At 53.8% G+C, this 14879-nt stretch carries 13 protein-coding genes; 6 read left to right on the top strand and 7 right to left on the bottom strand.

Going from position 1 to position 14879, the window contains the following annotated elements:
• Window position 1 precedes the first annotated feature (1 nt).
• The 3 genes from ACF8PE_RS10160 to nagB are packed head-to-tail and all read right to left on the bottom strand — an operon-like array spanning window position 2 to window position 3236.
• Entirely contained in the window at window positions 2–1222 is a 1221-nt protein-coding gene (locus ACF8PE_RS10160; protein WP_032617048.1) for an N-acetylglucosamine repressor, read from the bottom strand.
• Between the two features lie 8 nt (window positions 1223–1230).
• Window positions 1231–2379 (bottom strand): N-acetylglucosamine-6-phosphate deacetylase, encoded by a 1149-nt coding sequence (nagA, locus tag ACF8PE_RS10165; RefSeq protein ID WP_059308511.1) that lies wholly within the window; start codon window positions 2377–2379, stop codon window positions 1231–1233.
• A 56-nt stretch (window positions 2380–2435) separates the two neighbouring features.
• Complete coding sequence (gene nagB / locus ACF8PE_RS10170; protein WP_191153048.1) at window positions 2436–3236, bottom strand: glucosamine-6-phosphate deaminase; 801 nt, start codon at window positions 3234–3236, stop codon at window positions 2436–2438.
• A gap of 324 nt (window positions 3237–3560) precedes the next feature.
• Here nagB and nagE point away from each other — a divergent pair, with 324 nt between their 5' ends.
• The 4 genes from nagE to chiQ all read left to right on the top strand — a co-directional run bounded on the left by nagE (window position 3561) and on the right by chiQ (window position 9649).
• Window positions 3561–5585, top strand: coding sequence for an N-acetylglucosamine-specific PTS transporter subunit IIBC (gene nagE / locus ACF8PE_RS10175; RefSeq protein WP_071886482.1), 2025 nt, complete (start codon window positions 3561–3563; stop codon window positions 5583–5585).
• Between the two features lie 178 nt (window positions 5586–5763).
• Window positions 5764–7431, top strand: a complete 1668-nt coding sequence (glnS, locus tag ACF8PE_RS10180; protein ID WP_032617053.1) for a glutamine--tRNA ligase — start codon at window positions 5764–5766, stop codon at window positions 7429–7431.
• 434 nt (window positions 7432–7865) lie between these two features.
• Window positions 7866–9272 carry a chitoporin gene (chiP, locus tag ACF8PE_RS10185; RefSeq protein WP_032617054.1) on the top strand — a complete coding sequence of 469 codons (1407 nt, stop codon included), beginning with the start codon at window positions 7866–7868 and terminating at the stop codon, window positions 9270–9272.
• A 44-nt stretch (window positions 9273–9316) separates the two neighbouring features.
• Entirely contained in the window at window positions 9317–9649 is a 333-nt protein-coding gene (chiQ, locus tag ACF8PE_RS10190; RefSeq protein ID WP_175637280.1) for a ChiQ/YbfN family lipoprotein, read from the top strand.
• A 153-nt stretch (window positions 9650–9802) separates the two neighbouring features.
• Here the strand turns inward: chiQ and fur are convergent, their stop codons facing one another.
• The 4 genes from fur to ybfF all read right to left on the bottom strand — a co-directional run bounded on the left by fur (window position 9803) and on the right by ybfF (window position 12416).
• On the bottom strand, window positions 9803–10249 hold the full coding sequence (fur, locus tag ACF8PE_RS10195; RefSeq protein ID WP_032617055.1) for a ferric iron uptake transcriptional regulator: 447 nt from the start codon (window positions 10247–10249) through the stop codon (window positions 9803–9805).
• Between the two features lie 291 nt (window positions 10250–10540).
• Window positions 10541–11071 carry a flavodoxin FldA gene (gene fldA, locus ACF8PE_RS10200; RefSeq protein WP_032617056.1) on the bottom strand — a complete coding sequence of 177 codons (531 nt, stop codon included), beginning with the start codon at window positions 11069–11071 and terminating at the stop codon, window positions 10541–10543.
• Between the two features lie 155 nt (window positions 11072–11226).
• Window positions 11227–11514: a LexA regulated protein gene (gene ybfE, locus ACF8PE_RS10205; RefSeq protein ID WP_032617058.1), complete on the bottom strand. Its 288-nt coding sequence runs from the start codon at window positions 11512–11514 to the stop codon at window positions 11227–11229.
• Between the two features lie 128 nt (window positions 11515–11642).
• Entirely contained in the window at window positions 11643–12416 is a 774-nt protein-coding gene (ybfF, locus tag ACF8PE_RS10210) for an esterase (protein ID WP_032617059.1), read from the bottom strand.
• A 183-nt stretch (window positions 12417–12599) separates the two neighbouring features.
• Between ybfF and seqA the strand changes: the two genes are divergently transcribed.
• Window positions 12600–13142, top strand: coding sequence for a replication initiation negative regulator SeqA (seqA, locus tag ACF8PE_RS10215; RefSeq protein WP_032617060.1), 543 nt, complete (start codon window positions 12600–12602; stop codon window positions 13140–13142).
• A gap of 24 nt (window positions 13143–13166) precedes the next feature.
• Window positions 13167–14807 (top strand): phosphoglucomutase (alpha-D-glucose-1,6-bisphosphate-dependent), encoded by a 1641-nt coding sequence (gene pgm / locus ACF8PE_RS10220; RefSeq protein ID WP_059308509.1) that lies wholly within the window; start codon window positions 13167–13169, stop codon window positions 14805–14807.
• Window positions 14808–14879: the final 72 nt, after the last annotated feature.

A 14879-nucleotide genomic window follows, 5' to 3' on the forward strand; every position in this document is an offset into this window, starting at 1 on the left:
GTCAGCTTTCCAGCAAACGCTGCAACAGGATACCGTTAAGCATGGCGCGTTTTACCAGCGCAAAGGCACCAATGGCGGAGCGATCGTTCAGCGCGGATCGAACCACCGGCAGATTCTGGCGAAACGCCTTCAGCGCCTGCGTATTGATGCATCCTTCGATGGCAGGCAGCAGGACCTTTTCGGCTTCGGTAATTTCGCCCGCGATCACCACTTTTTGCGGGTTAAACAGGTTGATGGCGATGGCAATAGTTTTGCCAAGATGGCGGCCAACCTGTTCGATCACTTCGCTGGCCAGCGCGTCGCCCTTATTAGCGGCTTTGCAGATGGCGTTAATTTTACAGTCATCCAGCGTAATACGACTCTGATAACCCTGCTCAAGGAGATGACGCACGCGCTGCTCTATCGCGGCGTTGGCGGCCACCGTTTCCAGACAGCCAAAGTTGCCGCAGTGGCAGCGCTCGCCCAGCGGATCGACCTGGATATGGCCAATCTCCCCAACGTTGCCGTTTCGGCCAATAAAAATGCGTCCGTTGGAGATGATCCCGGCCCCCGTACCGCGGTGTACGCGCACCAGGATAGAGTCTTCACAGTCCTGACTCGCACCAAAGTAGTGCTCAGCCAGCGCCAGACTGCGGATATCGTGACCGACAAAGCAGGTAACGGCGAAGCGTTTTTCCAGAGCATCAATCAGCCCCCAGTTTTCGACCTGAATGTGCGGCATATAGCGGATCACGCCGCTTTCAGGGTCGACAAGCCCGGGCAGGATCACTGAAATAGCGATCAGCTCGCGGATTTTGCGCTGGCAGGATTCGATGAACTCTTCAATGGCATTGAGCAGGGCATGCTCAAGCGTCTCTTGCGTACGTTCCGGCAGGGAGTAGTGCTCTTCGGCAACCGCTTTGCTGCTCAGATCGTACAGCGTCAGGGTGGCGTCATGACGGCCAAGGCGTACGCCAATGGCGTGAAAATGGCGGGTTTCGGTGACAATGGAAATGGCGCGACGGCCTCCGGTAGAGGCCTGCTGATCCACTTCTTTAATTAACCCGCGCTCAATGAGCTGACGGGTAATTTTCGTCACGCTGGCGGGGGCAAGCTGGCTCTGTTCTGCAATCTGGATCCGCGAGATGGGTCCATGCTGGTCAATCAGTCGATACACCGCAGCACTGTTCAGCTGCTTTACCAGATCAACGTTACCAATTTGAGCTTGTCCGCCAGGTGTCATACGTTTACTTACTCTGTGACGACCTCGTTACCATTAACGATGGTCTTGATGATTTTATAATCGTGTGTGAATGCGGTGAGGTTAGCCACCATGCCCGGAGCAATGCTGCCCAGCTGTTTGTCCACGCCAATTGCGCGAGCCGGATAAAGGGTTGCCATACGCAGCACTTCATCCAGGGCAATACTGCAATGTTCCACCAGATTGCGCACGCCTTCAATCATGGTCAGCGCCGAACCGCTTAAGGTTCCGTTTTCATCCACACACAGTCCATTCCGGTAGTATATTGTTTTACCAGCAAAAATGAACTGTTCAATATTTGCCCCCGCAGGTGCGGTTGCATCCGTGACCAGACACAGCTTGTCGCCTTTCAGGCGTTTGGCGTTACGCACGTTGGCATAATCAACGTGTAACCCGTCAGCAATAATGCCGCAGTAAACGTCCGGCTCATCAAAGATCGCCCCGGCCAGACCCGGCTCACGTCCGGTAATATACGGCATGGCATTATAAAGATGGGTAGCGAAGGTGATACCGGCGCGGAAGCCCACTTTGGCCTCTTTCAGCGTGGCGTTGGAGTGCCCGGCAGAAACCACAATCCCCGCATCCGCCAGTTTGCGGATAACGTCCGGCTCGACCATCTCTGGTGCCAGGGTCACTTTGGTGATCACATCAGCGTTGGCGCACAGAAAATCGACCAGCCCGCCGTCAGGTTTACGCACGAAGTCCGGGTTATGGGTGCCTTTCTTGACGATATTTAGCCACGGTCCTTCAAGATGCAGGCCCAGGGCCTGATGCGGGTATTTCGCCAGGTATTCGCGCATCACGCGGATGCCCTGTTTCATCAGATCGTCGCTGGTGGTGATAAGCGTCGGCAGGTAGCTGGTGCAGCCCGATCTTTCGTTGGCGTGCTGCATGATCTCCAGCGTCTCAACCGTGACGGCTTCCGCAGTATCGTTGAACTGCACGCCGCCACAGCCGTTAAGCTGTACGTCGATAAAACCGGGGGAGATGACTGCCCCATTGAGCGAGCGTTGTTCTATTTCCGCCGGCAGTTCGGCCAGTGGGCAGACACGTTCAATCAGGCCATTTGCGATCACAATCGCATGGTCATCCAGAATTTCATGGCCGGTATAAATCCGACCGTGGGTTAAAGCGTACATAACGACCCCCGGTTTAAAAATAGCATCCCGCCTCTGCAAACAGAGGCGGCGTTACATTACAGACCTTTGATGTTTTCTGCTTCTAATTCGTTGAAATATTTCAACGTCTTCACTTTCAGTTCCATCGTGGACGGCTCATCACACACGACCACCGCTTTCGGGTGCAGCTGCAGGCAGCTGATGGTCCACATGTGGTTGACGTTGCCTTCAACGGCGGCCTGAAGCGCCTGTGCTTTCACGCCACCCAGCACCAGAATCATCACTTCTTCTGCATCCAGCAGCGTACCCACGCCAACGGTCAGAGCGTATTTTGGCACCTGGTTAACGTCGCCATCAAAGAAGCGGGAGTTTGCCACACGGGTGTCATGAGTCAGGGTTTTGATACGGGTACGGGACGCCAGAGAAGAGGCCGGTTCGTTAAACGCGATATGACCATCGTTGCCTACGCCACCCATGAACAGGTGGATTTTGCCATAAGCGCGGATTTTTTCTTCATAATGACGGCACTCAGCTTCGATATCAGGTGCATTTCCATCCAGCAGGTTTATATTTCCCAGCTGAATATCAACATGGTCAAAGAAGTTACGGTGCATAAAGCTATGGTAGCTTTCCGGGTGATCTTTTGGCAGGCCAACGTATTCATCCATGTTGAAGGTGACAACATGTTCGAAACTTACCTGGCCCGCTTTATGCATCTCAACCAAAGCTTTATAGGCGGTAAGAGGTGTGCCACCGGTTGGCAGGCCGAGCACGAAAGGACGATCGGCAGTCGGTTTGAACGCATTGATACGGTTTACGATATGGCGGGCAGCCCACTTACCGACTTGTTCTGCAGTTGCCAGGGGGATCAGTCTCATTATTCACCTCTGAAGTTTTCATAAAAGTTGGCGGATTGCATGTCCGGGTATGATTAAGACTAACCTGGTTCACACCGAGAGGGGGTAATCCGTCTTGATTTTTCGTATCATAAAATAAGTTTTGGCGGTTTGCCAGTGCAGGGGAGGATGATAAACAATATTTGGTGACAAAAATCACAAAAAGTACGCGTTTAATTTGCGATACGAATTAATTTTCCACACACTCAATCAGCCAGTGAATCATCAACTGTATTTATAAGTTAGTGACACAAAAAAAACACAGCTGAGAACACACCGTTAACGGGGTCTCATAGGGGGAACAAATTGAGCATTTTAGGTTACTTACAAAAGGTTGGCCGCGCCTTAATGGTGCCGGTCGCCACGCTGCCAGCGGCAGCAATACTGATGGGTGTCGGTTACTGGATTGACCCGGTGGGTTGGGGTGGAGACAACGCGTTAGCGGCGTTCTTCATTAAGTCCGGTTCTGCCATTATTGATAACATGTCCGTACTGTTTGCCATTGGTGTGGCTTATGGTATGTCCAAAGATAAAGACGGTGCTGCGGCACTGACCGGCTTCGTGGGCTTCCTTGTGTTGACCACGCTCTGCTCCCCGGCTGCGGTTTCCATGATTCAGAAGATCCCTGCGGACCAGGTTCCGGCAGCGTTCGGCAAGATCAGCAACCAGTTCGTGGGTATTATGGTGGGTATCATCTCCGCTGAACTGTACAACCGCTTCAGTAGCGTTGAGTTGCCAAAAGCACTCTCCTTCTTCAGCGGCCGTCGTCTGGTGCCGATCCTGACCTCCTTCGTCATGATCGTTGTCGCTTTCATCCTGATGTACATCTGGCCGGTGATCTTCGACGGTCTGGTAAACTTCGGTGAGCATATCCAGAAGCTGGGTTCCGTCGGTGCGGGCGTCTATGCGTTCTTCAACCGTCTGCTGATCCCGGTTGGTCTGCACCACGCGCTGAACTCCGTGTTCTGGTTTGACGTTGCAGGTATTAACGATATCCCTAACTTCCTCGGCGGCGCACAGTCCATCGAAGCAGGTAAAGCGGTTGTTGGTATCACCGGTCGTTACCAGGCGGGCTTCTTCCCGATTATGATGTTCGGTCTGCCGGGTGCTGCGCTGGCTATCTACCACTGCGCGCGTCCAGAGAACAAAGCAAAAGTGCTGGGCATCATGATGGCGGGCGCCTTCGCGGCCTTCTTCACCGGTATCACCGAGCCGCTGGAATTCTCCTTCATGTTCGTTGCCCCGGTACTGTACGTGATCCACGCTGTGCTGACCGGTATCTCCGTGTTCATCGCTGCATCCATGCAGTGGATTGCTGGCTTCGGCTTCAGTGCGGGCCTGGTGGATATGGTGCTGTCTTCCCGTAACCCGCTGGCGGTTCACTGGTACATGCTGATCCTGCAGGGTCTGGCGTTCTTCGTGATCTACTATGTGGTGTTCCGCTTCACCATCACCAAATTCAACCTGATGACTCCGGGTCGCGAGCTGGCCGTTGCCGGTAGTGAAGCGGATGGCCAGGATGTGAACGTGAGCGGCGCAGGGACTGAAGATGTTTCCGGTCTGGCGCGTCAGTACATCGCGGCAGTCGGCGGTTCAGACAACCTGACCGGTATTGATGCCTGCATCACCCGTCTGCGTCTGAACGTGAAAGATTCTTCCCTGGTTAACGAAGCGCTGGCGAAACGCCTGGGTGCTTCTGGCGTCATCCGCCTGAACAAAACCAGCGTGCAGATCATCGTCGGCTTTGTGGCTGAGAAGATCGCTAACGCAATGAAAACTACCGGCCCGGTTGCCGCTGCTGAAACTGCACCTGCAGCCGCTGCCGCACCTGCTGCTGTTAAGCCACAGGCTGTTGCCAATGCCACCACCACCATCGCGGCGCTGGTTTCACCAGTGACCGGTGAAGTGGTTGCCCTGGAACAGGTGCCTGATGAAGCCTTCGCCAGCAAAGCTGTCGGTGATGGCGTGGCGGTGAAACCAACGGATAAAACCGTCGTTTCTCCGGCAGCGGGCACCATCGTTAAAATCTTCAATACTAACCACGCGTTCTGTCTGGAAACGGAGAAAGGTGCGGAGATCGTTGTCCACATGGGTATCGATACCGTCGCGCTGGGAGGACAGGGCTTCAAACGCCTGGTTGAAGAGGGCGCAGAAGTGGTGGCAGGTCAGCCGATTCTGGAAATGGATCTTGCGTACCTGAACGCCAATGCGCGCTCCATGATCAGCCCGGTTGTCTGCAGCAACATCGACGACTTTAGCGGCCTGGTGATTAAGGCGCAGGGTCAGGTTGTTGCTGGTCAGACGCCACTGTATGAAATTAAAGGCAAATAAGTGCTCCTGAGTTAGCGTTAATGCCTGAGCGGCGGGGATATCCCCGCCGCTTTTTTTTGCAGCAATCGCCCCGATTATTCTCTCCAGAGACCTTTTTCGTGTAACTAAAGGTTGTCACTACGCCCGGCTTATAAGATCATATGCCGTTATACGTCGTTTACGCTTTGAGGAATCCACGATGAGTGAGGCTGAAGCCCGCCCAAGCAACTTTATTCGTCAGATCATCGATGAAGATCTGGCCACTGGTAAGCACACCACAGTTCATACCCGTTTTCCGCCGGAGCCGAACGGCTACCTGCACATTGGTCACGCGAAATCTATCTGCCTGAACTTCGGCATCGCGCAGGACTACCAGGGTCAATGCAACCTGCGTTTCGATGACACCAACCCGGTGAAAGAAGATATCGAATACGTAGAGTCCATTAAGAACGACGTGCAATGGTTGGGCTTCAACTGGTCTGGCGACATCTGCTACTCCTCTGACTATTTTGACCAGCTGTATGCCTACGCCGTTGAGCTGATCAACAAAGGCCTGGCCTACGTTGATGAGCTTTCTGCGGACGAAATCCGCGAATACCGCGGCTCGCTGACCGCGCCGGGTAAAAACAGCCCGTATCGCGATCGCAGCGTGGAAGAGAACCTGGCGCTGTTTGAAAAAATGCGTGCCGGTGGCTTCGAAGAGGGCAAAGCCTGTCTGCGCGCCAAAATTGATATGGCTTCGCCGTTTATCGTGATGCGCGACCCGGTGCTGTACCGCATTAAGTTTGCCGATCACCACCAGACCGGCAGCAAGTGGTGCATCTACCCGATGTACGACTTCACCCACTGCATCAGCGATGCGCTGGAAGGCATTACTCACTCCCTGTGTACGCTGGAGTTCCAGGACAACCGTCGTCTGTACGACTGGGTGCTGGATAACATCTCTATTCCGGTGCATCCGCGTCAGTACGAGTTCTCTCGTCTGAATCTGGAATACACCGTGATGTCCAAGCGCAAGCTGAACCTGCTGGTGACCGACAAGCACGTTGAAGGCTGGGATGACCCGCGTATGCCGACCATCTCTGGTCTGCGTCGCCGTGGCTATACCGCTGCCTCTATCCGTGAGTTCTGCAAACGCATCGGTGTAACCAAGCAGGACAACACCATCGAGATGGCGTCGCTGGAATCCTGCATCCGCGAAGATTTGAATGACAATGCGCCGCGCGCCATGGCTGTTATCGATCCGGTAAAACTGGTTATCGAAAACTATCCGCAGGGCGAAAGCGAGCTGGTGACCATGCCGAATCATCCGAGCAAGCCGGAGATGGGCAGCCGTGACGTGCCGTTCAGCGCAGAAATCTGGATCGATCGCGCCGACTTCCGTGAAGAAGCCAACAAGCAGTACAAACGTCTGGTGATGGGCAAAGAAGTGCGTCTGCGTAATGCCTACGTGATCAAAGCCGAGCGTGTCGAGAAAGATGCAGAAGGCAACATCACGACCATCTTCTGCACCTACGATGCCGAGACCCTGAGCAAAGACCCGGCCGACGGTCGCAAAGTGAAGGGCGTTATCCACTGGGTGAGCGCGGCTCATGCGCTGCCGGTTGAAATCCGTTTGTACGATCGTCTGTTCAGCGTGCCAAACCCGGGTGCCGCAGAGGACTTCCTGCAGGTGATTAACCAGGATTCACTGGTGATCAAGCAGGGCTTTGCTGAGCCATCCCTGAAAGATGCCGTTGCCGGTCACGCTTATCAGTTCGAGCGCGAAGGCTACTTCTGCCTCGACAGCCGCTATGCTACCGCCGACAAACTGGTATTTAACCGTACCGTTGGTCTGCGTGATACCTGGGCGAAAGCGGGCGAATAACCTCTTTCTCCTCTTAAAAACGCCGCGTACTGCGGCGTTTTTTTTACCTGTCGATCGCAGCCTGGCCATTTAAATCTTCGCGTTGCGAATTAATCCTGTTTCTTAAAACGGTTCGCTTTCTCTTCCTTCACGCAAATTAACCGTTATTACTACCAGATGGGATAATTAAATTTAATTTAATAAAAATAAATGGCTCATTCTTAATATTATTTTAAGCAAAAATTCTCCCTCATTTCTTTTGTTACAAACAGCAACCAAATATGTGCGCTTTGTCATAATCCTGACTTTTGATCGCTGAAAAGCGTTGATAATTCGCGTCGCGAAAAATAGTCTAAGGGCAGGAGATGTAAGTGGCTATTGCCGGTTACCTCCACTTTTTACTTTTTTGTTTTTCGCCGTTTAAGGCGCTTTTAATACGTCAAAGAGGATTAATTATGCGTGCGTTTAGTGGCAAACGTAGTGCGCTTGCGCTGGCTATCGCCGGTGTTACAGCAATGTCAGGCTTGATGGTTTCTCCAAAAGCTCAGGCCGAAGGTTTTATTGATGATTCAACCCTCACGGGCGGTGTCTATTACTGGCAGCGTGAACGTGACCGTAAAGATGTTGAGTCAGATAAATATAAAACTAACCTGGCTCATTCCACCTGGAACGCCAACCTTGATTTCCAGTCCGGCTATGCCGCCGATATGTTTGGTCTTGATCTGGCAGCCTTTACTGCCATCGAAATGGCCGAAAATGGCGACAGCGGCCACCCGAACGAAATTGCCTTCTCCTCCAGCAACAAAGCCTATAAAGAGGACTGGTCCGGTGATAAGAGCGGGATCAGCCTGTACAAAGCGGCTGCAAAATTTAAATACGGCCCGGTCTGGGCGCGCGGTGGCTGGCTGCAGCCAACCGGTCAAACTTTGTTAGCACCGCACTGGAGCTTTATGCCGGGTACCTATCAGGGGGCCGAAGCCGGGGCAAAATTTGACTACGGCGATAGCGGTGAGTTGAGTTTCTCTTACATGTGGACCAACGAGTATAAAGCGCCGTGGCATCTCGAGATGGACAAGTTTTATCAGAATGACCGCAAAACCCGCGTCGATTATCTCCACTCCTTTGGTGCGAAGTACGATTTCAAAAATGACCTGATTCTGGAAGCCGCTTTTGGCCAGGCTGAAGGTTTTATCGATCAGTACTTTGCTAAAGCCAGCTACAAGCTCGATATCGTGGGCGGCCCGCTGTCTACCACCTATCAGTTCTACGGCACGCGTGATAAAGCCGACAGCGGCACCGTGAATGATATTTATGACGGTACGGCATGGCTGCAGGCGCTCACCCTGGGCTACAAAGTTGGCCAGGTGGATTTACGTCTGGAAGGGACTTACGTCAAGGCCGAAGGGCAGCAGGGGTATTTCCTGCAACGTATGACCCCAACTTACGCCTCCTCCAACGGTCGTCTGGACGTATGGTGGGATAACCGCTCTGACTTTAACGCCAACGGTGAAAAAGCGGTCTTCTTTGGTGCCATGTATGACCTGAGCAACTGGAACCTGGCGGGCTGGAGCGTTGGTGCGTCTTATGTCTACGCCTGGGATGCGAAACCGGCAGACTGGCTAATCAACAGCGCCGGTCAGCGTGAGGATATCGCCTCTAACAAGATCAAAGAATCGGCCTATAGCCTGGATGCGAGCTACACCCTGCAGGACGGCCGCGCGAAAGGAACCATGTTCAAACTGCACTTCACGCAGTATGACAACCACTCCGATATCCCAAGCTACGGCGGCGGCTACGGCAACATCTTCCAGGATGAGCGTGACGTGAAGTTTATGGTTATCGCCCCGTTCACCATCTTCTGATGACAATCCGGGCGGGGACGATCCCCGCCTGACTGGAGAGCGTTATGCTGAAAAAAATCGTAGTGGTTGCGGTGCTGGCATCAGGACTGGCCGCCTGCGCGCAGCCCCAGACCCAGAAAGAAGATACCCGTCTGAAAGAGGCCTACAGCGCCTGCATCAATACCGCTGAAGGTTCGCCAGAGAAGATCGAAGCCTGCCAAAGCGTGCTCGACGTGCTGCGTAAGGAGAAGGCGCACGAACAGTTTGCAACTCAGGAGACCGTCAGGGTGGCGGATTACCAGGCCTGTATTCAGGCGCGGAAAACGGGTAACAATCAGGAAGTCACTAAAAACTGCGATAAGATTTGGCAGGAGATCCGCACTAACAACGCGAAGTAATCTGCTGTTTGCCACGCCCGGTGGCGCTACGTTTACACAGCCTGAAGAGGGAAATCCCCTAAGGTCCGGTAAGCGCAGCGCCACCGGGCTTTTTGCATGATGACAGGCAAAAAAAAAGCCAACCGTCAGGTTGGCTCAGAGTTGATGCAAAGATTACTTGGTGTCGTGCGCGTGGTCATCTTCGCGGCAGTCGCCTTCGGCACAGTGGCCATACAGGTACAGACTGTGGTTGGTCAGACGAATGCCATGACGTGCGGCAATTTCGCGCTGGCGTAATTCGATGGAATCATCGCTGAATTCGATCACTTTGCCGCAGTCGAGGCAAATCAGGTGATCGTGGTGATGCTGCTGCGTCAGTTCAAACACGGATTTACCGCCTTCGAAATTATGACGCGTAACGATGCCTGCATCGTCGAACTGGTTCAGTACACGGTAAACGGTAGCCAGACCAATCTCTTCGCCCATGTCGATCAGACGCTTGTATAAGTCTTCCGCACTGACATGATGGTTATCCGGACCCTGAAGCACTTCCAGGATTTTTAACCGTGGAAGCGTGACTTTCAGTCCGGCCTTCTTTAATGCGGTGTTGTTGTCAGTCATGCGGAATCTGTCCTGTTGCTAAACGATTCACTTCTAAAGAAGAAGTGACAGAAAATGCACCTGGGATAATGCGTCTCATTATAGAACTGCCATGACCTAATGAAAACTGCAAGTCTCAAGTAAAGTATGCTTATAAAAACGTGGTACCGCCAACAAAGTTGTTACAAGGTTCCGCGTTTACTCCTGGATCATTGTACAGGTATGGCAGCAAAAGTTAAAAATTTGTAGTAATTATTTTGATTGGTTTTGCCTATTGATGCGGCGCAACTGTAACGTTGCGCCGCGATATCATCAGGCATTCAGAATGGCGTCGAGATGCAGCTCTTCGCGAATTTGTTTAACCCATTTGTCCACGCGCTCAGCGGTCAGCTCCGGCTGGCGATCTTCATCGATGGCGAGACCAACAAAGTTATTGTCATCGGCAAGGCCTTTAGAGGCTTCGAAGTGGTAACCGGCAGTTGGCCAGTGACCAACAATCACTGCGCCGCGTGGCTCAATGATGTCGCGGATCGTGCCGAGGGCATCGCAGAAGTACTCTGCGTAGTCTTCCTGATCGCCACAACCGAAGAGGGCGACCAGTTTGCCGTTGAAGTCGATCTCTTCCAGAGACGGGAAGAAATCGTCCCAGTCACACTGCGCTTCACCGTAATACCAGGTCGGGATGCCCAGCAGCAGAATATCGTAACCTTCGATATCTTCTTTGCTGCTTTTCGCAATGTCATGCACATCGGCAACGTCTTTACCTAACTGTTTTTGAATGTTTTTTGCGATATTTTCGGTGTTACCCGTGTCGCTGCCGAAAAAAATGCCGATGATTGCCATGAGTAAAATAACCTCTTGATACTTAATGGTATGGTGGCGCAATTTAGCCACGGATAAGGGCAATCATAGCAGAACAGAGAAGCCTGCGGAAACTGCTATCACGCAGGACTGCACTCTGTGCTACATGAAAACAACAAGAAGGGGAGTTTTCTGACTTACGCTTTGCCGTGCCATTTCTCGAGCTGAGAAATCAGCATCTCTTCGATAAGCTCACTGCGGCTGATCTCACGGGCGTTCGCCAGCTCATTCAGCGCATCGACGGCTTCAGCATTCAGTTTCAGCTCGACGCGTTTGAGCCCACGACTTTTATCGCGTTTAAGCTGATTGCGCTTATTGATGCGCAGCTGTTCATCACGCGAAAGCGGATTGGTTTTCGGTCGTCCCGGGCGACGCTCATTCGCGAACAGATCTAATGTCGTGCGGTCCGTGTGTTCTTTGGCCATGATTTTGAGACTTCGGGGGAAACAAGACACCCTGCTAATGCCCGGGCGATAAGCGCGCCATCATACATCACCGAAAACGGCACGCCAACGACTGGAGGCCTGCAGGCGACCAGTCGCTCTCTTTTTAATCAATTTTCGATGTCAGCGAGGTAACGGCGGATAGCGCGCAGCACGGCGTCCGGTTTTTCGGCATGAACCCAGTGTCCGGCCCCGGCAATCACATGCGCACGGGCCTGAGGAAATTGCGCCAGCAGCGCGTCACGGTACGCCTCGGTCACATAGGGTGAACTGCCGCCGGTAATAAACAGAGTAGGGTGCGGCCAGGCGGGCACCGACTGCCAGCCAACGATCTGGTCATATTGGTCCCACAGCGCCGGCACGTTGAAGCGCCACTCGCCGTCAACAAAGGATTTCAGCAGGAACTGCACCACACCCTCTTCGTCCAGATGTTCACGCATCAGCGCTGCGGCCTGCTGGCGGGTACTGACGCCTGCGTCGGTCACGGCATTGATGGCGGCGAAGATCTCATCGTGGCGACGCACGTCGTAATCCACAGGCGCGACGTCGATCACCACCAGCCCGGCAATCCGCTCCGGCGCTAACGCCGTCAGCGCCATCACCGCTTTGCCGCCCATCGAGTGGCCAATCAGGATCGCCTTTTCGATATGGTGTTCATCCAGCGTATCCAGCAGATCCTGGGCCATATCGGCATAGGTCATCTGCGCCGAGCGCGGCGACAGACCGTGGTTGCGCATATCCACCTGGAGCAGCGCGTGGTCGGTCACCAGATCCCGCGCCAGCACGCCAAGGTTATCAAGGCTGCCAAACAGGCCATGCACCAGGACGATGGGAGAATTATTGTGCGGCGATTGTGCAGATTGCGCTCGGGTATTCAATTTCATGGCAAAGTTCTTTTTTTACGTATGTCAGGTTAGGGTATCATGTTGACCATTCTGCCGCCCGGCTGCAAGGAAACAGTTAATTCTGACTTTTGCCGCCATTCTGGCTTGACGCTATCCGCTGTTGGGTTTTGACCTTATACTCCCAACGAATTGTATTCAGATAAGATATCGCACTGGATTAAGATGAAAACAATCGAAGTTGATGACGAGCTTTATCAGTATATCGCCAGCCAGACGCGGCATATCGGTGAGAGCGCGTCCGACATTTTACGGCGCATGCTGAAAATCGCCGCCGCCTCGCAGTCTGCCGCTCCGGCCATCAAAGAAACGCGCCAGCCCGCGGCTGTCGTGCAGGAGAAGCCGCTGTCACCGGTTAAAGACAAAGTGCGTGCGATGCGCGAATTGCTGCTTTCTGACGAATACGCTGAGCAGAAGAAAGCAGTTAACCGCTTTATGCTGGTGCTGACTACACTCTATTCACTGGATAACAACGCATTTGCCGACGCGACAGAGTCACTTCACGGTCGTACCCGCGTCTATTTCGCGGCGGATGAGCAAACGCTGTTACAGAATGGCAATCAAACTAAGCCCAAGCACCTGCCCGGTACGCCGTACTGGGTGATCACCAATACCAATACCGGACGCAAGCGCAGCATGATCGAACACATCATGCAATCCATGCAGTTTCCGGCGGAATTGACTGATAAGGTTTGCGGCACTATCTAACCCTTGCATCAGAAGGACCAGGCAATGGCAAATCATGAGCGTGCGGGTCAACCTGCACAACAGAGCGATTTGATTAACGTCGCCCAACTTACCGCGCAGTACTACGTGCTGAAGCCGGAAGTGGGTAACGCAGAACATGCAGTGAAGTTTGGTACATCCGGGCACCGCGGCAGTGCGGTACGCCACAGCTTTAACGAGCCACATATTCTGGCCATTGCTCAGGCTATCGCCGAAGAGCGCGCCAAAAACGGTATCACCGGTCCGTGCTACGTGGGTAAAGATACTCACGCCCTGTCAGAGCCTGCATTTATTTCCGTACTGGAAGTGTTGGCGGCCAACGGCGTGGACGTCGTGATTCAGGAAAACAACGGCTATACGCCGACCCCTGCGGTCTCTAACGCAATTTTGGTGCACAACCAGAAAGGCGGCGCACAGGCCGATGGCATTGTGATCACGCCATCCCACAACCCGCCGGAAGATGGCGGCATCAAATACAACCCACCGAATGGTGGCCCGGCTGACACCAACGTCACCAAAGTGGTGGAAGATCGTGCCAACGCCCTGCTGGCTGCCGGTCTGAACGGTGTGAAGCGCATTTCCCTGGACGAGGCGATGGCCTCCGGCCACGTGAAAGAGCAGGATCTGGTGCAGCCGTTCATTGAAGGGCTGGCGGATATCGTCGATATGGCGGCGATCCAGAAAGCCGGTCTGAAGCTGGGCGTTGATCCGCTCGGTGGTTCCGGTATCGAATACTGGAAACGTATTGCAGAGCACTACAAGCTGGATCTGACCATCGTTAACGACCATGTCGATCAGACCTTCCGCTTTATGCACCTGGATAAAGACGGCGCGATCCGCATGGACTGCTCCTCCGAGTGCGCGATGGCTGGCCTGCTGGCGCTGCGCGACAAGTTTGACCTTGCCTTCGCAAATGACCCGGATTATGACCGTCACGGCATTGTCACCCCGGCAGGGCTGATGAACCCGAACCATTATCTGGCGGTTGCGATCAACTACCTGTTCCAGCACCGTCCGCAGTGGGGCAAAGAGGTTGCAGTAGGTAAAACGCTGGTCTCCTCCGCCATGATCGACCGTGTGGTCAACGACCTGGGCCGCAAGCTGGTGGAAGTGCCGGTTGGCTTTAAATGGTTTGTTGATGGTCTGTTCGATGGCAGCTTCGGCTTTGGCGGCGAAGAGAGCGCGGGGGCGTCCTTCCTGCGCTTCAACGGTACGCCGTGGTCTACCGATAAAGATGGCATCATCATGTGCCTGCTGGCGGCGGAAATCACTGCCGTTACCGGTAAGAACCCGCAGGAGCACTACAACGAGCTGGCAGCCCGTTTTGGTGCCCCGAGCTACAACCGCCTGCAGGCGTCTGCCACTTCCGCACAGAAAGCGGCGCTGTCTAAGCTGTCACCAGAAATGGTCAGCGCCAGCACCCTGGCAGGTGATCCGATCACGGCCCGTCTGACGGCAGCACCAGGTAATGGCGCGTCGATTGGCGGCCTGAAGGTGATGACCGAGAACGGCTGGTTCGCTGCGCGTCCATCCGGTACGGAAGATGCGTACAAAATCTACTGTGAAAGCTTCCTCGGCGACGAGCACCGTCAGCTGATTGAGAAAGAAGCGGTTGAGATTGTGAGTGAAGTATTGAAGAACGCGTAAGTGCGGTTTGTGTGCCGGGCGGCAAGGCGATTGCCCGGCCTGGAACCTCTAAAAACGGCAACCTCAGGGTTG

It is taken from the genome of Leclercia sp. GLN_9, assembly GCF_043105735.1.
GTDB classification, from domain to species: Bacteria; Pseudomonadota; Gammaproteobacteria; order Enterobacterales; family Enterobacteriaceae; genus Enterobacter; species Enterobacter adecarboxylatus.

What these genes read in the sequence shown, in the direction of transcription:
- ybfF (WP_032617059.1), bottom strand. Translation starts at nt 12,416, where the DNA reads ATGAAATTGAATACCCGAGCGCAATCTGCACAATCGCCGCACAATAAT.
- chiP (WP_032617054.1), top strand. Translation starts at nt 7,866, where the DNA reads ATGCGTGCGTTTAGTGGCAAACGTAGTGCGCTTGCGCTGGCTATCGCC.
- fur (WP_032617055.1), bottom strand. Translation starts at nt 10,249, where the DNA reads ATGACTGACAACAACACCGCATTAAAGAAGGCCGGACTGAAAGTCACG.
- nagB (WP_191153048.1), bottom strand. Translation starts at nt 3,236, where the DNA reads ATGAGACTGATCCCCCTGGCAACTGCAGAACAAGTCGGTAAGTGGGCT.
- fldA (WP_032617056.1), bottom strand. Translation starts at nt 11,071, where the DNA reads ATGGCAATCATCGGCATTTTTTTCGGCAGCGACACGGGTAACACCGAA.
- nagA (WP_059308511.1), bottom strand. Translation starts at nt 2,379, where the DNA reads ATGTACGCTTTAACCCACGGTCGGATTTATACCGGCCATGAAATTCTG.
- pgm (WP_059308509.1), top strand. Translation starts at nt 13,167, where the DNA reads ATGGCAAATCATGAGCGTGCGGGTCAACCTGCACAACAGAGCGATTTG.
- ybfE (WP_032617058.1), bottom strand. Translation starts at nt 11,514, where the DNA reads ATGGCCAAAGAACACACGGACCGCACGACATTAGATCTGTTCGCGAAT.
- chiQ (WP_175637280.1), top strand. Translation starts at nt 9,317, where the DNA reads ATGCTGAAAAAAATCGTAGTGGTTGCGGTGCTGGCATCAGGACTGGCC.
- glnS (WP_032617053.1), top strand. Translation starts at nt 5,764, where the DNA reads ATGAGTGAGGCTGAAGCCCGCCCAAGCAACTTTATTCGTCAGATCATC.
- ACF8PE_RS10160 (WP_032617048.1), bottom strand. Translation starts at nt 1,222, where the DNA reads ATGACACCTGGCGGACAAGCTCAAATTGGTAACGTTGATCTGGTAAAG.
- seqA (WP_032617060.1), top strand. Translation starts at nt 12,600, where the DNA reads ATGAAAACAATCGAAGTTGATGACGAGCTTTATCAGTATATCGCCAGC.